Genomic DNA, 23,904 nt, shown 5'->3' with positions numbered 1-23,904 from the left:
CGTATTCTCCCATACAATACCTTCTTTCGGTATTTTAGGAATAAACACAATGTGATACTGGCATTTCCAACGAGTATGTGATAAACTTTTATTGTCCATTTGGACCGCCTCCTTTGATTTTGAGTTTGGCTTGCGACACCATTCTCATTCTATCACAGGAGGCTTTATTTTGTTATCCTCACCACTTCCGACTACTCTATTCTCCCCAGCATAGCTGGGGGATTAGACTTTTCATTCAATTCATTCAGTTTTGCCAACGCTCTTGGCTCACTAAAATCTAAGTAGTTCGTTGTAAGAATTTGCCCCGGGATTCTCTTTCGCTCGAGTTCTTTTAACGTCTGCAGGAGGGGCGTAATTCCTCCCATTGTGATAAATGCCACACTAATCTGGAATTGTTCACAGCGAAGTAGCTCTTCTTCAATAGAAGAAATAACTTTTTTACCCTCTTCTGGATTGTTTGATATAAAACTCGGTTTATATTCCAGATTTGAAGCAAGATTTCCATTGATATAGGCTGCTTCCAACCCTTGATTTATGTTTTGTATTATTTCTTCTTTCACCGTTTCATCCTCTCTGTTCTAACTTTAAATTGTAACGTATTTGACTTTACAATTCAAATTTTTTCATCATTTTCCAGTTTTTACCATGCTTTATAACGTCTCCTGATACGCCCGATCAATCAGCTTCTTTGCCTTCTGAAAGTCTTCTGCCGTCTTGATTGACACTTCCAGCTCCCCCGTTCCGTAATGTCCAATCCCGCGGGTATCTCTTGTGAATCCTTCTTCCAGTTCAACAGTGTCCGGGTCGAGTTTCATTCGGAGCAGGATCTGTTTGTTATAAATTTCAATGCAGAAAATGTTCTGCACTTTCTTATAGGCCAAATACAGCTTCAATTGGTTTGGAACAAGATCGTCTCCTAGCGATTCGATGTAGTCACAAAGCGCCGTATATAATGTTTTGAAATGGCTGCTTGCTGATGACAGCTTCTCTAAATGTGTTTTCTGTGTGTATGTACTACTTGTTGTTGAAATGGTTGATGTTTCCGTTACTGGCTTTGCCACCGGTGTGTTCAGATGTTCAAACAGCAACAGATCTTCCCCATATTTCCGATATTTCACCAACTTGATATTCCTCTGCATCTGATTCACTGCATGCACGTCGTATTTCGTAAAATCACTTGCAATACAAATCACACAAGGCACCGACCAATCAATCTGGTCTGCTACTTCCATACCCAGTTTTTCAATCACAAGCAGTTTGAAATCCGCTTTGTGATCCAAAAGCCAATCCAGATAGAATAATCCCTGATTAATTACGTTCTCGCTCGAGCTTCTCTTATACTCAAAAATCACTGGGCTATTATTTTCATCAATTCCGATGCTGTCCATTCTTCCGGATGTGATCATATATTCACTTTTCAGAAAACGAACGCCGAAAAATGTCTCCATGTTCTGCTCTATCGTTGTTTGCAGTTGTTTCTCCAATACTACCGTGGAAGAGGTGCGCTCTTTCACAACCGTTCCGACCTCAAAAAGTTTTATTTCCGACACTGCAGTTTCTCCTTCCCTGTCGCAAGATATATGTTCATTATATCGTACCTTCTTACAAAATACTATTGTAAAACATTCTTTCCGCAGGCATTCCCATCAAAAAAGGCCGCAGCTCCGCAAAGCTGTGACCTTTTCCCAATATTACCAATATGCTATTTCCGATACACCGTCTTCCCCCGTGCAACGACTTCCTGAATCTCCAGTCCCTGATCCAGTACGCAAAGATCTGCATCAAACCCTTCCTGGATTTTTCCTTTTCCTTTCAGTGACAGGATCTCTGCCGGGTTTGCCGTAATCGTCGAAATTGCGGTTTCCAGCGGAATTCCCGCTTTCTCCACGCATTCTTTTACTTCTTTCAGCAAACAGCTCGACTGGCCCATGCCCATCCGCAGGAATTCTCCCTTCTCATTAAAGATCGGCAGACTGCCCTGACCGTCGGATGAGATGGTGATGTGTTTCGGATTCACGCCTGCATCCAGCATGCGGCGGATTCCTTTGCACACGCGGACTTCATCACAGACAGTTTCCCAGTAATCGATCTCTTCATTTCCGGTGAAATCGACCGCACCGCCCTTTACGGCGTATTCAATTGCCTTCTGGAACAGCTTCTCATTCCGGTTGACATGGGTCGGGAGGAACTGGCTGGCCGGGATTTCGGTTTCGCTGATGACGCGTTCGATCAGCTCCATACATCTTGCACCGTCGCCAAGGTGGACATTGATCACTCCCGCTTTCCCGGAAAGAACACCGCCGAGGCGCGTGTCTGCTGCCAGTCGGGCGAATTCTTCGAAGGTCGGCTGTGAGGATCGGTGGTCCGAGATGGCGATTTCGCCGGTTCCGATGATTTCTTCGATCATCATGATATCTTTCGTAATTCCATCCGTCAGTGTACGCACCGGAACCTGATAGCTGCCGGTGTAGCACCAGGCGGACATGCCCTGCTCCCGGAGGCCTTTTGTTTTTGCCACGAGCGCGCACATGTCACGGCCAATGCCGTCAGTTCCGAGGCAGCCGACAACGGTTGTCACACCGAACTTGTTCAGGCCTTCCATCGTCGCCTCCGGGGTGCGGTTGGCAAAGCCGCCCTCGCCGCCTCCGCCGAGCACGTGAACATGGCAGTCGACAAAGCCAGGTGTCAGGACAAGTCCGGTTCCGTCTACGGTCTCCGCGCCAAAGAGCAGGCCGTCTGCCGTTATCGTGCCGGCATCTGCGATCTTGACAATTTTATCATACACAGTAAGAACGTCTTTTCTTCCGAGGTATTCCGGCGCATAGACGTCTATGTTCTGAAATAATATCATTTTCTCTCACTCCTCTTAAAATCCAATGGCAACCGCAATCAGAATCGTAATGACTGCTCCAATCATCAGTATCCCTAAGAATTTCCACATGAATTTGATCCAGTTCGACCACTCGATTTTTGCAATCGCCAGGGAGCCGATCAGGCAGCCGGAGGTCGGGACGATCAGGTTTGTGAAAGCATCACCGAGCTGGAACGCAAGGACGGATGTCTGGCGGGATACGCCGAGAAGGTCCGCGAGCGGTGCCATGATCGGCATGGTGATCGCCGCCTGGCCGGAGCCGGACACGACGAAAAAGTTGAAGACCGACTGGAACACGTACATCAGCACGGCTGCGGCTGCACCGGAAAGACCGGCCAGTGCCTGTGAGATGCCGTACATAATGGTGTTGATAACGGTCGGTGTGGTCGGATCGGAACCGCCGAGCACCTGCATGATGCCCTGTGCCATCGCAACAACGAGTGCTGCGCCGATCAGGTCTTTTGCGCCGTCTTTGAAGGAAACGGCAATGTCGTTCACTTTCATGTCATTCAGATGGAAAATGACACCGATCACACCTGCCACAATTCCCATGATGAAGAACTGGGTTGCGATTTCGGCCATGTAATAACCTTTTGCCATAACGCCCCAGATAACCCAGACAACGGTAACAGCCAGTGTCACCAGAACTAGGATATGGCCGATGCCGAAGGAATGGCCCTCGTCGATGCCTGTTTTTTCGTTCTGATCACGGAAATACTGGTCACTTTCGTAAGCAACGGAGATTTCCGGGGTCTTTTTTACTTTTGCTGCATAGAACATGGTCATGCCGCAGCCAAGAGCGGTGAACACCACCCACATCACCATACGGAAACCTGCGCCGGAGAAGACGTCAACGCCGGCGATTCCCTGTGCGATTCCGACAGAGAACGGGTTCATCCAGGAGGATCCGAAGCCGATCTGTGTTGCGACGTACGTGACAAGCACGGCAATGACCGTGTCGTATCCGACAGCGACGAACAGCGGGCAGAGGATCATGGTGAACGGAAGGGCCTCTTCTCCCATTCCGAACACGGCTCCGCCGAGGGAAAACAGGACGAAAAGGACCGGGATCAGCAGTTTTTCGGCTCCTTTTGCTTTACGGATCAGGCCGATCAGACCGGCTTCAACGGCTCCGGTGCGGATCATGATGCCGAAAGCACCGCCGACTACCATCAGAAATGCGATGATTTCGATAGCGGAGCTGCTGATAATTCCGTTATACATGTAATTGAAAAATCCGGTTCCGCCGTCGCCGCTGAACAGTGCAACGCCTTCTGTGACCGGTTTTCCGGCAGCATCGGTCAGATACTGGAAGCTTCCGTCTTTGATGACGGTACGGGTCTTTTCTACCCCGTTCATCAGGTACGTGACATCCTCCGTCTCGTAATAGCCTTTCGGGACGAGGAAGGTCATGACGGCCGCGATAACCACCACAAAAAAGATGATAATGTAGGTATCCGGCACGTTAAATCCCCTGTTGAATGATTTCAGGCCTTCGCCTTTCTTTTTGCTCATATTTTGAGATTTCCTCCATTTGATATTCTATTCTCGTTTTTAACGCGCTTGGATTAGTGTACCATAGATCATAGAGGAAAGTCACTGAAAAAATCAAAAAAGTGACAGAAAAATTTTCCATTCGGATTTTTCTGCCGGCTGTGTGCAATGTCATGCATAACATGATTGTATAGAAAGGTAAACAATTCCTTTTAAGGTTTCCTGCTTCCCGTCTCTTATGCTATACTTGAAAGGTTCTTGCTTCCGGCGCTTCATCTGCCGGTTTTTGACATGAAACTGATTCAGTCGGCGATTCCAAATGCGTTTACGATCGCGGTGCTTGCGGCGATTGAGTCGCTTCTCTCCTGTGTTGTTGCGGACGGCATGATCAACAGCAAGCATCGTTCGGATACAGAGCTGATTGCACAGGGTGCCGGAAATATTGCTTCTGCGCTTTTCGGCGGTATTCCGGCTACGGGAGTGATTGCCAGAACGGCGGCAAATATCAAAAACGGCGGACGCACGCCGACAGCTGGGTCTATGTGGACGATGATTCCCCGGCGGTAGATGAACATCTGCAGAAGCTGCCGCTGGAAGTCCGTGTATACGAGATCACAGGACCGCTCTTCTTTGGCGCGGCGGATGCGATTGAGCACATCGTGGTAAAGGATTTCACAAAATGTCTCGTTCTCCGGATGCGGAGCGTACCGGCGATCGACAGTACAGCCATGAATGCACTACAGAATCTGACGAAGCTCTGCGAATCGAAAGGGATCACCCTCGTCTTCTCTCATGTGAATGAGCAGCCGATGAAGGTGATGAAAAAATCCGGCTTTGTGGATCTTGTCGGGGAAGAAAATTTCTGTTCGAATATTTCGGATGCGTTAAAGCATGCGGAGGAGCTGATTTCGAGATAATGTGAAACTGCAGCTGCCGCAGCATCTGGTCTGTATCACCTGTGATCCTTTCTCCTTTATGCCGAATAGCTTCTACACATAAAAAAGGCCGCCGTGCTGAGTACTGACCTATGCTTTTCCGTTGATCACGCAGTTAATCTTTTTCTCATCGTAAAACATCAGTATCAGTCCGCCTGCGCCGCAGAATACAGCTGCACCGAATGCGGCAATCCGGTAGCCGGTTCCAGTTCCCGCTCCGATGGTGGAGACTGCGGTAAAAATCAGCATGGAAAGGCTCTGGCCCAGCTTGAAAGCGAAGGTCCGGGCTGCGTAGAACATTCCCTCTCGGCTGCTTCCTGAGGTAACTGCATCGCTCTGTGCGATATCCGCGACAACTGCCTGCGGCAGAATACCGAAAATCGCCATGGGAAGTGCTGCCACGACTGTCAGAATCAGACCCTGTACGGTTTCCGGGATGAATGGGATGTTTCCCATAAAACCTGTGTAAAAATATGCAAGGCTGAAAACAGCAAATGCAAACAGAATCATCTTTTTCTTGCCCAGTTTCGGTGTCAGCTTGTTGACCGGAACGTAAAAGACAAGCGACAGTGCGGTCATTCCCACAAAATACAGTGTTGTCATTGTCTCCGGGAGTTTCAGCAGACTGGTAACGAAAAACGGAAGGCCCGTCTGGAACATGGTGAGGGCGATCCAGTAAAAGATATCAGATCCTACAAATTTCCGGAATTCTCCATTCCGAAAGGTTGCTGTAAGGGAACGAAAAGCCGAATCCTTCGAGGGAACGGTATCTACGTAATCTTTTTCCCGGATGCAGAATACCGGCACAAGCATGCATACGAATGCTGCCGCTGCCATGGCTGTGAAAGTGATCCTGATTGCATTTACTCTTCCGAAGGAAGGAATCAGCGTACCCCAGATCGCCGGTGCCAGATAGGCCACAGCGGTTCCTGCAATAAAGGTGAAAGAAATGATGGTGGATATATTCAGGCGTTCCTGCTGTGTATGGCCCAGTTCCGGAATCAGGGCATTGTACGGAGTACAGTATGCCGTGATCGAAAGGTAATATGCCAGAATCATACCAAACAAGAATGCCACATTGATCCAGCTGTTTTCATTCACCGGTGACCAGAACACCAGCACGGTGGAAAGTGCCAGCGGCAGGGACGCGCCTTTTAAGAACGGGATCCGCCGTCCGTTTTTTGAAGTGCACCGATCTGACCAGGACGCAATCATCGGATCAGTGAATGCATCAAAAATTCTTCCGAAGGCTGTGATCCCTCCAATGATGGTAAAAACCCCGAAAATCACCAGACCCTGCGGTATGAATACCGTCTGTCCCTGGCTGATTGCGGTTTCATCCGGCTGATAAAAGTACACCAGCCAGTTCGATATGATACCAGACAGCAGCGCCCATCCAAACTGGCCTGCTGCGAACTGCCATATCTTTACCGTTGTTAATTTTTTCATTTTGCTTCCCCCTGTTTTGTCTTCTCCTGTTTTTATACCGTCCAAATTTTTACATTTTTTCCAGAAAAGGCGATTCCAAGTTTGATGACTTCCGTAACCCCTTCCTGCAGCAATCTCCCGGTTGGGGATAGATACCTCGCACAGATGATTATCAGCTTTCCAAGGTTCGCAGAATTTCTTCCACTCACCAGGGGAAATCAACTATGCTGATTTCTCAGCTCGCAGCTTTCCGCATCATTTTTCATCTCTGCCTTCGCTTTTCTCGCAATCCCCTGTGTGCCGTTCAGGATGCTCGCGCGGGTGACTTTGTCGTTGCCGTATTTCTGGCGGATCGCGTCGAGGGCGGCATCGAGTTTACGGCTTTTCTCCTTCTTTTCGGGATCTTCGAAGAGGGAGAGCTGTTCGAAATCGTCTTCGGTAAGACCGGTCACGGCGACGCCGATCAGGCGGAGGGGCTCGCCTTTCCAGGATTCGCGGAAGAGCTGTTTGGCGCAGCGGTAGATTTCATCTGTCACATCTGTCGCATTGGGGAGTTTGGTCTGGTGTGAACGGTTTCGAAACTCGAGAGTGCGAAACGTTACGGAAACGGAGGTGCATTTTTTCTTTTTCCGACGCATGCGGGCGGCTACGATGTCGCACTGGGCGAGAAGGATCGGATTCACCTGTTCGATGGAGATGATGTCCTCGTTGAAGGTCGTCTCGGCGCTGAAGCCTTTGGCCTCATCGGGCTGCGCTTTTACAGGGGAATCATCGATGCCGCGGGCGTACTGGTAGAGCTGATGGCCGTTTTTCTTGCCGATCAGCGTCTGGATATCCGCTTCGCGCGCATGCGCCAAGTCTCCGATTGTGCGGATTCCGGCCTCGATCAGTTTCTTTTCGGATGCTTTTCCGAGGAACAACAGCTCGCGTACCGGAAGCGGCCACATTTTTTCGGGGATTTCTTCTGGGAACAGAGTGTGTACTTTGTTTGGTTTTTCGAAATCAGATGCCATTTTGGCCAGGAGTTTATTTGTGGAGATTCCAATATTGACGGTAAATCCAAGCTCCTCGTAAATCCGGTCCTTGATTTCGTGCGCCGCCGCAATCGGGTCCGGATACAGAAGGGAAGTTCCCGTCATATCGAGGAATACCTCATCGATCGAAAAGGATTCCATGACCGGGGTGTAGGCGGCGCAGATTTTCTTGAAGGCACGGGAACACCTGACGTAGAGGTCGAAATCACTCGGGACAATGACCATGTTCGGACATTTCCGCAGTGCCATTGCCACAGGTTCACCGGTCTGGACACCGCATTTTTTCGCCGGGATCGACTTTGCCACAACGATTCCTGTCCGCTTCGTCGGATCGCCGCCGATACAGGCAGGAATGTCCCGCAGATCCGGCAGTCCCTCTTTGATCCGCCGCACCGACTCCCAGGATAAAAAGGCGCTGTTGACATCTACGTGAAAAATCAGGCGTTCTGTTGTCGCCTTCGTTTGTTCTTCTCTCATTTTTTTAACCCTCTTTCAAATTCTGCTGCTCTCTATGCAAAAAACAGCAGACCTGCTTTTGCCAGAAAGAAAAGAAGAAGGATCTGCGCCGCCAGCATCAGCGGGACTCCAATCGTGAATTTCTTTTTTCTTGTCTTGTGATGAAACAGGTGCATGCCCAGCAAGGCTCCCACCGAGCCGCCGGCTGCCGCAAGTCCAAGCAAGGTGGAAACGCGGATTCTCCATTTTCCCCGCACCGCACTTCGTTTGTCGATTCCATAGACTGCTATGGTAATGATATTAATACAAATCAGGTAACTCCACAATACTGTCTGTAAGATCGAATGTTCCATTTTTTACGCACCAGCCTTTCTTTTTTCAAAAAAGGCAGCGTTTTTCTGCGCTGCCTTTTTCAAACTCTTTTCAAAATTACTTTTTCTCCAGAAATATTTTTCTGGTCACAAAATTGTATACCATAACAATCGCCGTCGCGAATACTTTCGCGATTGTGTAGATCAGGTTATGGCCTATGTTCTGCTGCAGTGCAACATTACCGCCGTAGATCGGGCCTACGACGATCCAGATCAGGAAACTGTTGAGCAGCATGCCGATCAGGGAAAGGACGACAAAGGTGATGAACTCGACTTTTTTGTTCATTTCTTCTTTCCGCTCAAAGACAAATTTGAAGCTTAAAATGTAATTTGCAATGACCGATACGGTAAATCCGGCAACGGAACCGATGAGGGATGCCGCTTCAAAGTAAGAGCTGGAAGTCAGCGCCATCACAAGATTCAGGACAATAAGACCGGTCACGTAGTCGATGCCGAAGCTGATAACGCCGACGATACCGAATTTCACAATCTGTGCAAATAATTTCTTCATGTTTTTCCTCTTGTTTCTTCTATTATTTTCGAGTCAACGACTCTATGAGAATACCATATCACGGCAGTTTTTTCAAGTTTCCGTATTGTTTTTCCTCACGTCAAAAACGCCGGATTTCACATACAAACATGAAATCCGGCGTCTTTGAATTTCTCTAAATCTCCCGTTTCTCCATAAATCTTACACTGATCCCATACGAAATCAGCACAACTGCGATGCTTACCGCAAAAATTCCCGCCTGTCCAGGAACGTTTCCCGTGATGGTGCCAAGCAGCTCCGCGATCGTAAACTGCCCGTTGAAGCCCGACTCTGCCAGCGATACACCGATTTTCTGCAGGTCCTGCAGTGTGATCTCTGTGATCGGTTTTCCAAAGAGTTCGATCGTTCCGCTCTCCGCTTTTACAAGGCCGAGCATCAGGCGGATCGCCGTGCTCTTTCCTGCTCCGTTTTTTCCGATAAGTCCGGTGATTCTTCCCTCCGGAACTTCGGTCCGTTTTGAGCCCGGTGAAGAAAAAGAGGTGAAAAAGCTCGATTTTGACCAGCGGATTTCCGCATCCATCCACAACCATCATCACTGATGCGGTTTTTGTCCGTACCTTCGGAAGAATGGGCCGACCTCTTTTCGCGGGCAGGCTCATTCCGTATCTTATGATTTTCAGGAGACTTTTTATGTCCGAACTTAATTTTTATCTTCTTCAGATCAACGATGCTTTATTTCCAATCGGTACGTATTCACACTCGCAGGGACTCGAGACGTAAATCTCTTTCTCTCACGATCGGAGCACGCAGATACCCTTCTGGATGAAATCCGGGAATTTCTTGCCTCCGATCCGAAAATTGACGGCGGCGCAACTATACTTTCCTGCGGTGATCTTGCAGTTCGTATTTTCGGTCTACGCGCGCAAAGGCTGCAGCAAATGGCGGAAAAAATAAAGTCTGCATATGACAAATTTTTATAACTGTCTATTCAAGTCGTTCACTTTTCCCTTCGTCAAATTTCGCAGAAAAAATGTCAAAATAAGGATATGACAACCTCTTCAGAATGTGATAAAATAACTTTCGTTTTAAGCGAAGATAAAACTTATTTTACCATCATTTCGAGGAGGTTTTCTCATGGAAAAAGACATGACAAAGGGAAGTCCGCTTCCGGTCATTCTGCAGTTTACGCTGCCGCTGATTATCGGAAATATTTTCCAGCAGCTCTACAACATGGCAGACACGATTATCGTTGGCCGATATGTCGGAGCGGATGCACTGGCTGCAGTTGGTTCTACGGGAACGATTATGTTCCTGGTGCTTGGATTTGCGCAGGGCATCACAGCAGGCTTTACGGTTCTGACATCGCAACGGTTCGGTGCAAAGGATACGCGCGGAGTAAAGCGAAGTGTGGCAAACGGCATTCTACTGGCTCTCCTTTTCACAGTTGTCCTGACATTCTTCAGCATGATCTCCATGCGGCCATTGCTGCATCTCATGAACACACCGGAAAATATTTTTCAGGACGCTTATACCTATATTATGATTATCTGCGGTGGCCTGATCGCTACGATTTTTTACAATCTGCTTTCCTCCTATCTGCGTGCAGTAGGAAACAGCCAGACTCCGCTGATGTTCCTGATTTTTTCGGCTGTATTAAATGTTCTTCTGGATCTGCTTCTCATCATTCGTTTTAAAATGGGCGTTGCGGGAGCCGGATATGCAACCGTTTTCTCCCAGGGAATTTCTGCTGTGCTCTGTCTTTTTTATATTTATCGCTCCATGCCGGATATGTGGCCGGAAAAACACCACTGGAAGCTTCATGCGGCAGATTCCCGCCATCAGCTCTCGATGGGCATTCCGATGGCACTCCAGTTTGCCATCACCGCATCCGGTACAATGATTATGCAGGCTGCCATTAACCTGTTCGGCTCGGAGGCAGTTGCCGCTTTTACGGCGGCCTGTAAGCTGCAGAATCTGGTCACACAGGGCTTTTCCGCAATGGGACAGACGATGGCAACCTACAGCGGGCAAAATTTCGGAAAGGGCGATATTCCACGGATTAAAAAGGGAGTTCGCGCTGCACTTCTGACTTCCATCACATATTCGATCGCAGCCGCTGTTCTCGTCTTCCTTCTTCTGAAGCCATGTCTTTCCCTCTTCTTCTCGGGTGATGTCGATATGGCCGCCATGATGCCATGGGCAAAGACTTATTCCTATATGTGTGCTCTTTTTTATGTACCGCTCTGCACCATCTTTATTTTCCGAAATGCAATGCAGGGTTGCGGCTACGGCTTTCTACCTATGATGGGCGGTGTTTCTGAACTCTTTGCGCGCCTTATTGTAGCTGTGATTGCCATAAAAGTCATCAGCTATCCGCTCGCCTGCTTCTGTGACCCGGCAGCCTGGGTGACGGCAGCTGTCTTTACCGGTGTTTCGTATCTGTTTGTCATGAAGGATATCGACAAAAAGTATAATTCAAAGATACCGACGGCTCCGATCAGCTGACATTTTTCATACCAAACGCAAAACTGCGCGGAATGCACGATTCTGAAATGCATTCCACGCAGTTTTTTGTATTTACAGGATTACAGATTCAGTTTTGCTTTCTGCAGACTTACACAGGAACGATGATATGTGAGTGTCATCGTCAGATAAATGACGCCCACGACAATGACTGCGAGAATACCGGTATGGAACACCAGATGCAGGATCATCGTCGCACACAGCAGGATCTGAATCATCTTGCCCAGCGCCATATAGGCCTTATAGGCACTCTGATATACCATCTCTTTTTCTGCCTCATCGCAACTTGCCATCCAGTCTTTCTGGAAGTTTTTTGAGTTCATATCGCCTCTCTTCTCCGGGTGAGCTGCCTGAACCATTTTTACATAACGCATCTGATAATAGCCATAGAGAAAGAAGTTGATACAAAACAGAGCACAGGTTGCCAGGAATCCGGCGAGCTCTTTTCCCGATGCTTCTTCCAGCCAAGAACGGGAAAAGGTAAATGTCAGCACGATGATATCGCAGACCTGCGAAATCACATTGCAGTTCATCAGCATCGCGCCGTATTTCTCTTCTTCATAGCTTAAGACTTCGTACTGTTCATCCTCTGCTTCTTCGAGATGCTTCATCGTATCCTTTAATTTCCGGCTGTAAAATTCCATCAGGACAATGCTTACAACGAAAATTACCGCAATGATCGGCAGTGCCAGCGGGCGGACCAGATCGCTCAGATCACTCATGCCATTTTTCACACCGAACGTCATAAAAATTCCGACAAAAAAACCGCAGACTCCGCCGATTCCCAGATAAATCAGCATCCGCTTCGTCAGCTTTCCGTAGGAATTTGGTTTGTTCCCCTGTTTTTCTTTCATGGTTCATCCTCCTCATATTGAAAAATATCTTCTACTTTTACTTCACAGATTTTTGCAAGTTTTAATGCCAGTGTCACCGACGGTGAATAGTCTCCCCGCTCAATCAGGCTGATGGTCTGTCTCGATACTCCCGCCATTTTTCCAAGGTCGGTTTGGTTGATGCCAAGCTTCGAACGGTACTCTTTTAACTGATTGTACAGCGGCATCGCAGTATCTCCTTTCACTTTATTTTTAGATGAGCTCTCTATTTGACAACTTTTCTTGTCATCTACTACTCTACTATTGACAACTTTATTTGTCAATAGTTTTGACAAGTTTTTTTGTCATTGTCAAGCAGATATTCGCAATGGAAGCAGGGGACTTACTTGATTCGGTTAAACTCCCGGTTGATTTGTAGGCCGAAATGTACTAAACTAGAGATATCTATTTTCGTAACTATTCAAGCCGCAGAAAGGACAGAATCTATGGAACAGAAAGACAGCCGGTTTGCCGTATTGATCGATGCGGACAATGTTTCCCCGAAATACATCAAATATATCCTGGACGAGGTTTCCGACCAGGGTGTTGCCACGTACAAACGGATCTACGGGGACTGGACCGATATCTCGAAAAAGAGCTGGAAAGAGCAGCTTTTGCGCTACTCGATCAATCCGATCCAGCAGTACAGCAATACGAACGGAAAAAATTCAACTGACTCCGCGATGATCATCGATGCCATGGACATCCTCTACTCCGGAAATGTGGAGGGCTTCTGCCTGGTTTCTTCGGACTCTGATTTTACCAAGCTGGCGCAGCGTCTGCGTGAATCCGGCATGTTTGTGCTCGGCATGGGCGAGCAGAAAACCCCTTCTTCCTTCCGCGTTGCGTGCGATGCCTTTAAAATTCTCGAAATCATTTCCCAGAACGAGGACGATATCTCCCCTGCGATTACCGCTGTCTCGGAAAATCCGGCGCGCTACGGCACTTCTCAGGACGAACCCCCTTCCATTACAAGCAAGGCAGAAATCGAGCGGACGGTTTCCCGTGTACTGACAGAGAACAATGATCACGGAAAAAATACGACACTTAGTGAGATCGGCAGTATCCTGCAGAAGAAATTCTCAGAGTTTGACGTTCGAAATTACGGTTATTCCAAACTTTCCACGTTTCTAGAAAGCATGAACGATATCGAAGTGCTGAAAACCGGTCATAATTACCTCGTAAAGGAACGCCAGAACACCGTATCGCGCCAGCAGATTGAAAAATGTATCACGGATCTGATCTGCTCCAACGGAGGCCATATCGACAACCTCAGCATTATTCACGATGCCCTGCGGAACCGTTTCCCGGGCTTCGATGTGAAGCAGTATGGATATAGCAGGATTTCAAGTTTTATCAACAGTTTCAAAAAATTCAAAATCACAAACAATACGGTACAGATGAAACAATAGCATTTAAAACATAAACCAGATTCGCCGGATCCGGATCGTGCTTGATATACCATGTACATGTTTGGTGTGCCCGCAACAAAAAGCCCCCGGAAATGTCAGATTTTCTGACACCCGGAGGCTCTTTTTATTTCGTCTGTTGTTATCTTTTTCCTGTACTTCCAATTCCGCCGCGGTCCTCGCCGTTTAAGTGGTCAACTTCTTCAAAGCCGATGGTCGGCTGGTGTTTCTCGATGCGGAACTGGCAGATGCGGTCATTCACATGAATCACGGTGTCGCGCAGGGCATACGCCGGCATGTAGAACCAGTCGTTCGGTCCGCAGTAGCTCTCATCGATGATACCGCAGTGGTTCGTCTGGATAATACCGAAGTTCTTGAAGGTGCTGCTTCTCGGCACAATATGCGCCTCGTAGCCCTCCGGCAGCTGCATGGCAACGCCGAGGTGGATCAGCTTGAATTCTCCGGCCTTTAACTCTACTTCTTCTGCCGCGCGCAGGTCGATCCAGTCGGACTTTCCGTCGATATAGCGCAGGCGCTCAATTTCATCGTTTAAATACTGAATTTTAATGGTTTCCATAAAGCGTCTCCTTTTCTTTTTGCGTGACTACTTTTCGCCGAACAGTACGACTTCGCCGCGTGCTCTCGTCTTTTTCACATCAATGACTCTCTGATTCGGGCTGCCCTTCCATTCCAAGGTAACGTCCCTCTGGGCAAGAATAAAGCGGCCGTCCACAACCACGTCCGTGTAATCCATCAGTTCCAGATCACAGACGGATTCCCACTCATATCCGGTGTAAACCCAGATATCTTTTTTCGGATATCTTTCCTTGATCTCTTTTGCCAGAGCCGTCACATCCGCCCGGTTTGCCTCATGCAGCGGATCTCCGCCGGAAAAGGTGATGCCGGAAATGTAGTCCTTGTCCAGCTGTTCAAAAATTTCTGCCTTTGCCGCGTCATCAAACGGGATGCCGCCATTTGGATCCCAGGTAATCGGATTCTGACATCCCTTGCAGTGATGACCGCATCCGGCGACCCAGAGCACGACGCGCAGGCCGTCTCCGTTCAGCATATCGTCTTTCGTTATATTATGGTATCTCATAGCTTTCACTCCTATTGGACATAAGAAAACACAGAAAAACGAACCGTTTTGCAGATCCCTTTTTCTGTGTTCCCCGCTCTTTATCGTCTGGCAGATCTATTTATTTCGCGTCTGCCGGAACATCCTTGATACTGAAGCTTACACGGCCCATCTTATCTTTGCCCATGCAGACTACTTTTACAACATCGCCAAGGCTGACAACGTCTTCTACTTTCTCAACACGCTGTTTGGCGAGCTTGGAGATGTGTACCAGACCTTCTTTTCCAGGTGCGAACTCAAGGAAAGCACCGAAGTCTTTGATGCTGACAACTTTTCCGGTCAGGATCTGTCCCTCGGTAAAGTCGCTTGCGATGATCTCGATATATTTCTTTGCCTGATCCATCATAGCCTGCTCGGTTCCGCAGATGGAAACTGCACCGTCATCTGTGATGTCGATCTTTACGCCGGTCTCATCGATGATGGCGTTGATGGTCTTTCCTCTCTGGCCGACAACTTCACCGATCTTCTGCGGGTCGATCATCATCTGGATGATCTTCGGAGCGAACTCGCCGACCGTCTTACGCGGCTCTGCGATCGCTTTCTCCATAACCTCGGTCAGGATGTACTCTCTTGCCTGTTTCGTTCTGGCAATCGCCTCTTCTACGATCTGACGGGTCAGTCCATGGATCTTGATATCCATCTGGATTGCAGTGATTCCGTCGTGGGTACCAGCTACCTTAAAGTCCATGTCGCCGAAGAAGTCTTCGAGACCCTGGATATCGGTCAGTACGAGGTAATCATCATCGGTCTCGCCTGTTACCAGACCGCAGGAGATACCTGCAACCGGTTTTTTGATCGGTACACCGGCAGCCATCAGAGACATGGTGGATGCACAGATACTTGCCTGGGAAGTAGAACCGTTGGACTCGAAGGTCTCGGATACGGTACGGATTGCGTACGGGAACTCTTCCTCGGTCGGAAGTACCGGAACCAGGGCACGTTCTGCCAGAGCACCATGGCCGATCTCACGGCGTCCCGGTCCGCGGGACGGTTTTGTCTCACCTACAGAGTAGGACGGGAAGTTGTACTGATGCATGTAACGTTTGGAGGTCTCGAACTCATCCAGTCCGTCCAGTTTCTGTGCTTCGGAAAGCGGAGCCAGTGTTGTTACGTTGCAGATCTGAGTCTGTCCACGGGTGAACATAGCGGAACCATGAACACGCGGGATAATGTCAACCTCTGCTGCCAGAGGACGGATTTCTGTGATCGCACGGCCGTCCGGACGTTTGTGGTCTTTTAAGATCATCTTACGAACAGTCTTTTTCTGATACTGGTAAACAGCCTCGCCTAATACTGCCAGCCACTCTTCGTTGTCGGCAAATGCCTCCTCGAGTTTCTCGGTGATGACACGGATGTTTTCTTCTCTTGTCTGTTTGTCATCGCTGAAAACAGCCTCTTCCATCTCGGCCGGAGGAACGATCTCTTTGATCGCTGCAAACAGCTCTTCCGGAATAGCGCAGCTCTCATAAGCGTGTTTCGGTTTTCCAACCTCTGCTACGATGCTGTCGATGAATTTGATGATTTCCTGGTTTACTTCGTGTGCTTTGTAGATGGCGTCGATCATTTTTGCTTCCGGAATCTCTTTTGCTCCGGCTTCGATCATGATGACTTTCTCTCTGGTGGAAGCTACGGTCAGTTTCAGGTCGGATACTGCTTTCTGTGCGAGAGTCGGGTTTACGATGAACTCGCCGTCGATCATACCGATCTGAGTCATGGCACACGGACCGTCAAACGGGATGTCGGAAATGCAGGTTGCGATTGCGGAACCCAGCATTGCGACTACTTCCGGATCACACTCCGGATCTACGGACATTACCATGTTGTTTAAGGTAACATCGTTGCGGTAATCTTTTGGGAACAGCGGACGCATCGGACGGTCAATGACACGGCTGGTCAGAATTGCGTGCTCGCTTGCTTTTCCTTCTCTTTTGTTGAATCCGCCCGGGATTTTTCCAACGGCGTACATCTTCTCTTCGTACTCAACGCTTAATGGGAAGAAGTCGATGCCATCACGCGGTTTCTCAGATGCGGTTGCTGTAGAAAGAACTACAGTATCGCCATAATGCATAAATGCTGCGCCGTTTGCCTGTTTTGCTACACGGCCTACGTCTACGGTCAGGGTTCTGCCTGCCAGTTCCATAGAAAAACTCTTGTACATAAATAATCTCCTTTTTTTCTTCTGAGCAGAATTTCCGAAACAACTGAAAAGCACACCGGAATACGGACAAGATGCAGCTTTCAATGTGTTTTTCAGTGGTCTCGGATAAAATTCCTGCGCCCAGAATGGCTCCATGTCGTTTGCTGTCTTTGATCTTACAAGCAAAGAAACGGGCGGAAAATGTATCCCGCCCGTTGTTCCAAGCTGATTATTTTCTGATTCCTAACTTCTCGATTAAAGCACGGTATCTTTCAATATCAGTTTTCTTTAAGTAGTCAAGCAGACCACGTCTCTGACCAACCATTTTCAGAAGACCTCTTCTGGAGTGATGATCTTTGTGGTGAACTTTCAGATGCTCAGTGAGCTCCTCGATTCTTGCGGTAAGAACAGCTACCTGTACTTCCGGTGATCCTGTATCTCCCTCAGTTCTTGCATACTCTTTGATGATTGCCTGTTTTTTTTCTTTCGAAATCATTTTAAATTCCTCCTATTATTTTGATTGCACCGCTGACTAAGAAGTGGTCGGAGTGTCCTGCCTCTGAATCAGGGTCCGGGGATCTTTTTTGTCCCACATACTCGATTAGTATAGCATACGCTTTTCGAATTGTAAATACTAAAATCAGATGTTTTCGCGATGAATTTTCACGTAGTTACAGTTCTCCGAACTGTAACTTTCGCAGCTCTCATTTTAAGTTTTGCTTCGCAAAAGGAGAGCTGCTCACACCTGAATCACTTTCTTACGCAGCGAAACAGCGAGTGTTTCACTGCTGAGCGAACTTTTTTTCTACATATTTTTTTCCTGCCGCAACATCATGATCGAGCTGGTTTTTCAGCGCGTCGATCGAAACAAATTTCTGCTCCGGGCGCAGAAATTTTAACAGAGAAACCTCCGCCTGTTTTCCATAGAGATCCTCGCTGCAGTCAAAAAGATTCGTCTCCACGCCGGTAAATTTTTCCTGTACCGTCGGCTTAACACCGATGTTTGTGATACCGTAATAAATTTTTCCTTCGATTTTCACCTCGGAAACGTAGACGCCGAACGGCGGAAGCAGCTTTTCTGCCGGCGGGATCTGATTGATGGTCGGCACGCCGATCGTTCTGCCGAGTGCATGACCGTGGACAATCTCGCCGTGAACCGCGTAATCGTAGCCGAGCAGACCGCTCACGGCTTCCATATTGCCCTGTTCCAGCTCTTCCCGTGCCCAGGTGCTGCTGATCTCGCGGCCGTTTTCCTCTGCTTTTTCGATGATCTCGGTTTCAAAACCAAGGGACGGGCCCATTTCTTTCAGCATTTCGGCTGTGCCGCTTCTCTTGTAGCCAAAACCGAAATCCTTTCCCACAACAACTTTTTTCGCGTGCAGCTTATCCACCAGAATCTCTTTGATAAAGGCTTCCGGCGTCATGTGCATCACTTCATCCACAAACGGGCATTCCACAAGGCAGTCCATGCCAAGCTGTTCGAGGCGGGCTCTTCTCTCCTCATTCGTCAGCAGCTGATGCGGCTTGACATGCTGCACTTTCGACTGCGGCGGCACGTCAAACGTAAACACAACCGTTTCCAGTCCTTCCGTTCTGCCGATTGCAAGGACACGACGGATCAGAAGCATATGCCCCCGGTGGAGGCCGTCAAATTTTCCCAGGGTTACAACGCTGTCCCCTCTGCTGTCAAAATCCAGTGTTTTTGTTAGATATCTCATGTTCTCTCCAGAAATAACTTGACCGGTCTGGTTAAGTTTTGTGATGGTCTGTATTGATAAATACCGACAAACGTTCCGCCATCGAGATAAAGGCGGAACTCCTCGTCTTCTGCGAAGTCCCCGCCGGAAGCAGTTTCCCCGATTTCGCGGATCTGCGCCGGTTTCAGCGGATTTCCGTTTTCCGCAAGCTTTTTCGCATGATCGTCCGCTGTCGCAAAGCTGCGCAGCGCGGCAAACATTTCATCGACCGGCACGAGGATCTCCGAAAGGCGGCCCTCACCGACAATCGCTGCGATCTCGTCAAGCGTGTGCGCTCCGTTTCGGTCAAACTGGCCGACTCTCGTGCGGATCAGCTGCTCCATACATCCGTGGCAGCCCAGTTTTTCGCCGATATCGTGGCACAGGGTGCGGATATACGTTCCCTTCGAACACGTTACCTCCATGCGCACCAGCGGAAGCTTCATTTCCAGAATGCTGATCTCGTAAAAGTGCACCGTGCGGGCCTTCCGCTCGATCTCGATGCCTTCCCGCGCCAGCTCGTAGAGTTTCTTTCCATTAACCTTCAGCGCGGAATACATCGGCGGCACCTGCTGCTGCTCCCCGACAAACGAGGCGATGCAGTCCCGCACCTCTTCTTCCGTCACGGTCACTGGCGCTTCTGCTGTCACGGTTCCGCTCATGTCCTGCGTATCCGTTGCGATTCCAAGGTGAAGCAGCGCTTCATACGTCTTCGTTTCATCGGTCAGCATATCGCAGAGACGCGTTCCCTTTCCAAGGCAGACCGGAAGCACGCCCGTCGCATCCGGGTCTAGGGTTCCGGTGTGGCCGATTTTTTTCTGGTGCAGGATGCCGCGCAGCTTCGCAACCACGTCATGCGACGTAAATCCCGCCTCTTTCCATACGTTCAGAACTCCGTTTATCATGTTGTTTTGTCTCCCTCTTTTTCACAAGAAAACCGGGCGTGGATATATTTTCTGCGCCCGGCTGTTTCCTGTTTATGCTTCTTCCTCTGTCGTCTCTTCTTCCTCTTCTGCAAGAAGCTGTTTTTCGATATACAGAGTCAGATTGTTGATTACATCATACGGAGAACCTGACATCGTGCAGCCAGCCGCACGGATATGGCCGCCGCCGCCGAATACGGCTGCGATTTTGCTCACATCAACCAGCTCGTCGGAGCGGAGGCTTACTTTGAAGACCTGCGGCTCCAGCTCATACAGGAAGATCGCTACGTGAACGCCTTCTGTATTTTTTAACTGGCTGACAATGCCGTCCATATCTCCCGATGTCAGGCCATAGAAGTCCATGATCTTCTTCCGCACGATACCGACAATACACTGCTTGTCGAGAAGCATGATGCTCTCTGTCAGCGTGCGTCCCATAATCTGGTTCTGTACGTATGTTTTCTTGAAGAATGCATCCTCGATGATTCTGGTAAACGGAACTCCCTTTTCCATCAGAGCGGCCGCAACCCGCATCGTGTGCGGAGAGGTGCTGCTGTACTGGAATACGCCGGAATCGGTCACAATACCGGTGTACAGCGCCTCGGCGCACGGCTCGGAGATCTTTTCTTCCTCCAGAAGCCCAAACAGCACCTCGCAGGCAGAGCTTGCATCCGGCTCTACGTGATTGATTTCGCAATATTCTGTATTCGTCACATGGTGATCGATGCAGATCGTCTTTCCCGCTTTTGCAAGAAGCGGTGCGGCAACGCCGATGCGCTCCTCGCTGGATACATCCAGAAGGACCACAAGGTCGTACGCTTTCTCTTCACAGCTTGTCTTTACCTCAGAAAAACCCGGAAGATAGGAAAATTCCGGCCGTGGATCCTCAAGATAGACATCTGCCTGAATCTCCGGCCGATTGTCGCGAAGATACTGGTATAATCCCAGGCAGGAACCGATGCAGTCACCGTCCGGACGAACGTGTCCGGCGATGGCCATGCAGGAGACTCCGTTTAGAATTTCATCAATTTTCTTCATTTTCCTCATCCTTTTTGTCTTCTTTGTGTGTTACTTCATCAATCAGTTTCGACATCGTAACGCCATATTCAATCGACTCATCCAGGACAAAGGTCAGCTCCGGTGTATTGCGGAGGTTAATGGTCTTGGCCAGCATACGGCGGATGAAGCCCTCCGCGCTCTTTAAGCCGCGGATGGTTTCTTTCTTCGCCTCATCATCGCCAAACACACTGATATATACTTTACACGTCTTCAGATCCGGCGCTACCTCTGCCGCTGTGACAGAGGTCATCATTCCGATGCGCGGATCCTTGATCTCGTTCCGGATGATGTTGGAAAGCTCTTTCTGTACTTCCCCGTTGATCCTGGTGTTTTTAATACTGTTTTTTCTCAACTTAATTCCTCATTTCTATCTCGGCACTTCTACCATGATATAAGCCTCGACCTGATCGAACTCCTGAAGATCGTTGAATCCTTCAAATACAAGACCGCACTCATAGCCGGAGCGCACTTCTTTGACATCGTCTTTGAAACGTTTGAGGGATGCCAGATTTCCTTCGAAGATCTGGTTTCCTTCGCGGCTGATTCGAACTTTGCAGCCTCTCTGGAACGTTCCGTCCAGTACATAGCTTCCGGCGATCGTTCCGACACCGGATGCCTTGAAGAGCTGACGTACCTCGGCATGGCCGATAACTTTCTCTTCGTAAACCGGCTCAAGCATACCCTTCATGGCTGCCTCAACATCCTCAATTGCCTGGTAGATGACACGGTACAGACGGATGTCTACGCCGTTCTGCTCTGCCATGGATTTTGCGTTCGCATCCGGGCGTACGTTAAATCCGATAATGATGGCGGAAGATGCGGTTGCCAGCATAACGTCGGACTCGTTGATCGCACCGACACCGCCGTGGATGACGCGTACGGCAACTTCCTCGTTGGAGAGTTTGACAAGACTCTGTTTTACTGCCTCGACAGATCCCTGTACATCGGCTTTGACAACAAGTGCCAGTTCTTTTAAGTTACCCTCCTGAATCTGGTTGAACAGATCATCCAGGGACATCTTCGCTTTTGTCTCCTCAAGCAGGTTCTTCTTGTTCTCTGCCACGAAGGTTGCTGCGAAGTTCTTTGCTTCTTTATCGTTATCGGTCTGAACGAGGATCTCTCCTGCGTTCGGAACATCGGAAAGTCCGAGAATCTCAACCGGAGTAGACGGGCCTGCCTCTTTGACGCGGCGTCCCTTATCATCCATCATCGCACGGACTTTACCGGAGCATGCGCCTGCTGCGATGTAATCGCCGACATGCAGGGTACCTTTCTGTACCAGAATGGTAGCAACCGGTCCTTTTCCTTTATCCAGCTCAGCCTCGATGACAAGACCTCTTGCTTTCCGGTTCGGGTTTGCTTTCAGCTCGAGCACTTCGGAAGTCAGAAGGATCATCTCCAGCAGATCGTCGATACCTTCGTTGTTCTTTGCAGATACCGGAACGAATACGGTGCTTCCGCCCCAGTCCTCCGGAATCAGTTCGTACTCGGAGAGCTCCTGTTTTACACGCTCTACGTTTGCGCCTGGTTTATCGATCTTATTGATCGCAACGATGATCTCAACGCCGGCTGCTTTTGCATGGTTGATTGCCTCAACGGTCTGCGGCATCACACCGTCGTCTGCTGCGACAACGAGAATGGCGATATCCGTTGCATTGGCTCCACGCATACGCATAGCGGTGAATGCCTCATGTCCCGGGGTATCGAGGAACGTAATCTTCTGTTTGTTGATCGAAACGGTGTATGCACCGATGTGCTGGGTAATACCGCCAGCCTCGCGGTCGGTGACATGGGTGTTCCGGATGCAGTCCAGAAGAGATGTTTTACCGTGGTCAACGTGTCCCATAACGCAGACTACCGGCGGACGCGGAACCATGTCTTTTTCATCCTCTTCGTCCTCTTTTAAGAGCTCTTCGATCACATCGACTTTCTCTTCCGGCTCAGCGATGATGTTATAATCAAGCGCGATTTCCTGTGCTTTTTCGAAATCGATCTCATGGTTTACGGTAACCATCGTTCCTTCCATGAACAGTTTCTTTACGATGACTGCCGGCTGCATTTTCATCTTCTCAGCCAGCTCGCGGATGGTCATTTTCTCCGGCAGGGTAATCTCCTTTACCTCATCCTTCGGTGCTTCCTGTTTCGGTTTGTTGACCGGTTTCTGGAGCGCTTTCGGGAGTCTGGACTGCTGATGATGTCCCTGGTTCGGACGGTTTCCGCCTCTTCCTCTGTCTTCACTGAATTTATTTTCTCTTAAAGAATCTTTGTTTTTGTCTTTTTCTTTTCTTCCTGTATCACGGCCTGGCTTCTTGATGCCAAGGCTCATTGTATCGCCTGCAGAGCTCTTATGCTCGGTTCTGCGGCGGTCTCCTCCCGGACGGCGGTTCTGATTCTGGGAATCATCATCCTTTCCTGCGAACGGTCTTCCGCCATTATTTCCCGGTCTGCCTCCGTTTGGACGTGCGGAACGCTCACCGAATGGTCTTCCGCTTCTCTCACCGTTTCCACTTCTTCCGCCGTTATTGCGGTCTCCTCCCGGACGGTCTCCGCTGCGGTTCGGGCGGTCTCCATTGTTTCCGCCGAAGCGGCGTTCTCCCTGCGGACGGTCTCCGCTGCGGTTCGGGCGGTCTCCGTTATTGTTGAAGCGGCGCTCTCCCTGCGGACGGTCTCCATTGCGGTTCGGACGGTCTCCGTTATTGTTGAAACGGCGCTCTCCCTGCGGACGGTCTCCATTGCGGTTCGGACGATCTCCATTTCCGCCGTTTCCGTTTCCACGGTTCGGACGGTCCTCGCTTCTTCCGTTTCCATTGCGGTTTCCTTCCGGACGGCCGTTTCCGCGGGACGGACGGTCTTTTTTCTGTCCCTGGTTCTTTGTGAACTCTTTTGCTTCTTTACTTGTTGCGTTCTGCGGACGCACAACGGAAATAATTTTCTTTTTCTTCGGTTTTGCCTGCTCTTCCGGTTTCTTCATTTCCATATTTTCTGTATCTTTCTTTTCCAATGATCTTTTCTCCTCTTTCTGCGGTT

21 protein-coding genes and 3 pseudogenes are annotated in these 23,904 nt (G+C 49.2%); 3 read left to right on the top strand and 21 right to left on the bottom strand.

Going from position 1 to position 23,904, the window contains the following annotated elements; genetic code table 11:
- The 5 genes and pseudogenes from DXD92_RS19645 to yfcC all read right to left on the bottom strand — a co-directional run.
- Nucleotides 1-99 (bottom strand): annotated as a pseudogene (locus tag DXD92_RS19645) (IS200/IS605-like element IS200H family transposase); the annotation flags it as partial.
- A 146-nt stretch (nucleotides 100-245) separates the two neighbouring features.
- Nucleotides 246-560: pseudogene (locus DXD92_RS05845) on the bottom strand (hypothetical protein); the annotation flags it as partial.
- A 90-nt stretch (nucleotides 561-650) separates the two neighbouring features.
- Nucleotides 651-1,550 (bottom strand): endonuclease NucS domain-containing protein, encoded by a 900-nt coding sequence (locus DXD92_RS05840; RefSeq protein ID WP_117760905.1) that lies wholly within the window; start codon nucleotides 1,548-1,550, stop codon nucleotides 651-653.
- A 152-nt stretch (nucleotides 1,551-1,702) separates the two neighbouring features.
- Nucleotides 1,703-2,851, bottom strand: coding sequence for a beta-aspartyl-peptidase (gene iadA, locus DXD92_RS05835; protein ID WP_117760903.1), 1,149 nt, complete (start codon nucleotides 2,849-2,851; stop codon nucleotides 1,703-1,705).
- A gap of 15 nt (nucleotides 2,852-2,866) precedes the next feature.
- A complete protein-coding gene (gene yfcC / locus DXD92_RS05830) occupies nucleotides 2,867-4,387 on the bottom strand; it encodes a putative basic amino acid antiporter YfcC (RefSeq protein ID WP_022462924.1) in 1,521 nt (506 codons plus the stop codon).
- A 240-nt stretch (nucleotides 4,388-4,627) separates the two neighbouring features.
- Between yfcC and DXD92_RS19485 the strand changes: the two are divergent.
- Nucleotides 4,628-5,283 (top strand): annotated as a pseudogene (locus tag DXD92_RS19485) (SulP family inorganic anion transporter); the annotation flags it as partial.
- 108 nt (nucleotides 5,284-5,391) lie between these two features.
- On the opposite strand, the gene DXD92_RS05820 reads toward DXD92_RS19485, so the two are convergent.
- The 5 genes from DXD92_RS05820 to DXD92_RS05800 form a co-directional block, all read right to left on the bottom strand.
- The gene (locus tag DXD92_RS05820; protein WP_118640260.1) at nucleotides 5,392-6,750 is read right to left on the bottom strand and encodes an MFS transporter; all 1,359 of its coding nucleotides are present in this window, start codon (nucleotides 6,748-6,750) and stop codon (nucleotides 5,392-5,394) included.
- 197 nt (nucleotides 6,751-6,947) lie between these two features.
- On the bottom strand, nucleotides 6,948-8,240 hold the full coding sequence (locus DXD92_RS05815; RefSeq protein ID WP_117760899.1) for a DNA polymerase Y family protein: 1,293 nt from the start codon (nucleotides 8,238-8,240) through the stop codon (nucleotides 6,948-6,950).
- A gap of 32 nt (nucleotides 8,241-8,272) precedes the next feature.
- Nucleotides 8,273-8,572 (bottom strand): DUF1294 domain-containing protein, encoded by a 300-nt coding sequence (locus DXD92_RS05810; protein WP_055228600.1) that lies wholly within the window; start codon nucleotides 8,570-8,572, stop codon nucleotides 8,273-8,275.
- A 76-nt stretch (nucleotides 8,573-8,648) separates the two neighbouring features.
- A complete protein-coding gene (locus DXD92_RS05805) occupies nucleotides 8,649-9,101 on the bottom strand; it encodes a GtrA family protein (protein WP_117509180.1) in 453 nt (150 codons plus the stop codon).
- A 154-nt stretch (nucleotides 9,102-9,255) separates the two neighbouring features.
- Nucleotides 9,256-9,660: an ATP-binding cassette domain-containing protein gene (locus DXD92_RS05800; protein WP_117760897.1), complete on the bottom strand. Its 405-nt coding sequence runs from the start codon at nucleotides 9,658-9,660 to the stop codon at nucleotides 9,256-9,258.
- A gap of 554 nt (nucleotides 9,661-10,214) precedes the next feature.
- On the opposite strand from DXD92_RS05800, the gene DXD92_RS05785 reads away from it, so the two are divergent.
- Nucleotides 10,215-11,585: an MATE family efflux transporter gene (locus tag DXD92_RS05785; RefSeq protein ID WP_117760895.1), complete on the top strand. Its 1,371-nt coding sequence runs from the start codon at nucleotides 10,215-10,217 to the stop codon at nucleotides 11,583-11,585.
- 80 nt (nucleotides 11,586-11,665) lie between these two features.
- Here the strand turns inward: DXD92_RS05785 and DXD92_RS05780 are convergent, their stop codons facing one another.
- Nucleotides 11,666-12,457: a DUF3169 family protein gene (locus DXD92_RS05780; protein WP_117509183.1), complete on the bottom strand. Its 792-nt coding sequence runs from the start codon at nucleotides 12,455-12,457 to the stop codon at nucleotides 11,666-11,668.
- Nucleotides 12,454-12,663 carry a helix-turn-helix transcriptional regulator gene (locus tag DXD92_RS05775; RefSeq protein WP_055228608.1) on the bottom strand — a complete coding sequence of 70 codons (210 nt, stop codon included), beginning with the start codon at nucleotides 12,661-12,663 and terminating at the stop codon, nucleotides 12,454-12,456. Before DXD92_RS05775 ends, DXD92_RS05780 begins: the two co-directional genes overlap by 4 nt.
- Before the next feature lie 258 nt (nucleotides 12,664-12,921).
- Between DXD92_RS05775 and DXD92_RS05770 the strand changes: the two genes are divergently transcribed.
- Nucleotides 12,922-13,887 (top strand): NYN domain-containing protein, encoded by a 966-nt coding sequence (locus DXD92_RS05770; protein WP_022462939.1) that lies wholly within the window; start codon nucleotides 12,922-12,924, stop codon nucleotides 13,885-13,887.
- A gap of 139 nt (nucleotides 13,888-14,026) precedes the next feature.
- Here the strand turns inward: DXD92_RS05770 and DXD92_RS05765 are convergent, their stop codons facing one another.
- The 9 genes from DXD92_RS05765 to infB all read right to left on the bottom strand — a co-directional run bounded on the left by DXD92_RS05765 (nucleotide 14,027) and on the right by infB (nucleotide 23,854).
- Nucleotides 14,027-14,461, bottom strand: a complete 435-nt coding sequence (locus DXD92_RS05765; RefSeq protein WP_022462938.1) for a dUTP diphosphatase — start codon at nucleotides 14,459-14,461, stop codon at nucleotides 14,027-14,029.
- Nucleotides 14,462-14,488: 27 nt separating this feature from the next.
- Nucleotides 14,489-14,983 (bottom strand): anaerobic ribonucleoside-triphosphate reductase activating protein, encoded by a 495-nt coding sequence (gene nrdG, locus DXD92_RS05760; RefSeq protein ID WP_022462937.1) that lies wholly within the window; start codon nucleotides 14,981-14,983, stop codon nucleotides 14,489-14,491.
- 100 nt (nucleotides 14,984-15,083) lie between these two features.
- The gene (locus tag DXD92_RS05755; RefSeq protein ID WP_022462936.1) at nucleotides 15,084-17,180 is read right to left on the bottom strand and encodes a polyribonucleotide nucleotidyltransferase; all 2,097 of its coding nucleotides are present in this window, start codon (nucleotides 17,178-17,180) and stop codon (nucleotides 15,084-15,086) included.
- A 208-nt stretch (nucleotides 17,181-17,388) separates the two neighbouring features.
- Entirely contained in the window at nucleotides 17,389-17,655 is a 267-nt protein-coding gene (gene rpsO, locus DXD92_RS05750; protein ID WP_022462935.1) for a 30S ribosomal protein S15, read from the bottom strand.
- 286 nt (nucleotides 17,656-17,941) lie between these two features.
- Complete coding sequence (locus tag DXD92_RS05745; RefSeq protein ID WP_117760893.1) at nucleotides 17,942-18,877, bottom strand: bifunctional riboflavin kinase/FAD synthetase; 936 nt, start codon at nucleotides 18,875-18,877, stop codon at nucleotides 17,942-17,944.
- Entirely contained in the window at nucleotides 18,874-19,800 is a 927-nt protein-coding gene (truB, locus tag DXD92_RS05740) for a tRNA pseudouridine(55) synthase TruB (RefSeq protein WP_117804405.1), read from the bottom strand. Before truB ends, DXD92_RS05745 begins: the two co-directional genes overlap by 4 nt.
- Nucleotides 19,801-19,872: 72 nt before the next feature.
- Nucleotides 19,873-20,856 carry a DHH family phosphoesterase gene (locus DXD92_RS05735; protein WP_117804404.1) on the bottom strand — a complete coding sequence of 328 codons (984 nt, stop codon included), beginning with the start codon at nucleotides 20,854-20,856 and terminating at the stop codon, nucleotides 19,873-19,875.
- Entirely contained in the window at nucleotides 20,843-21,229 is a 387-nt protein-coding gene (gene rbfA, locus DXD92_RS05730) for a 30S ribosome-binding factor RbfA (protein WP_022462931.1), read from the bottom strand. Before rbfA ends, DXD92_RS05735 begins: the two co-directional genes overlap by 14 nt.
- Before the next feature lie 15 nt (nucleotides 21,230-21,244).
- The gene (gene infB, locus DXD92_RS05725; RefSeq protein WP_334291847.1) at nucleotides 21,245-23,854 is read right to left on the bottom strand and encodes a translation initiation factor IF-2; all 2,610 of its coding nucleotides are present in this window, start codon (nucleotides 23,852-23,854) and stop codon (nucleotides 21,245-21,247) included.
- Nucleotides 23,855-23,904 lie beyond the last annotated feature (50 nt).

The sequence above is a fragment of the Blautia sp. TM10-2 genome, from assembly GCF_003480845.1.
Taxonomy (GTDB): Bacteria; Bacillota; Clostridia; order Lachnospirales; family Lachnospiraceae; genus Fusicatenibacter; species Fusicatenibacter saccharivorans.
This window is presented reverse-complemented; position numbering and strand designations above follow the sequence as displayed.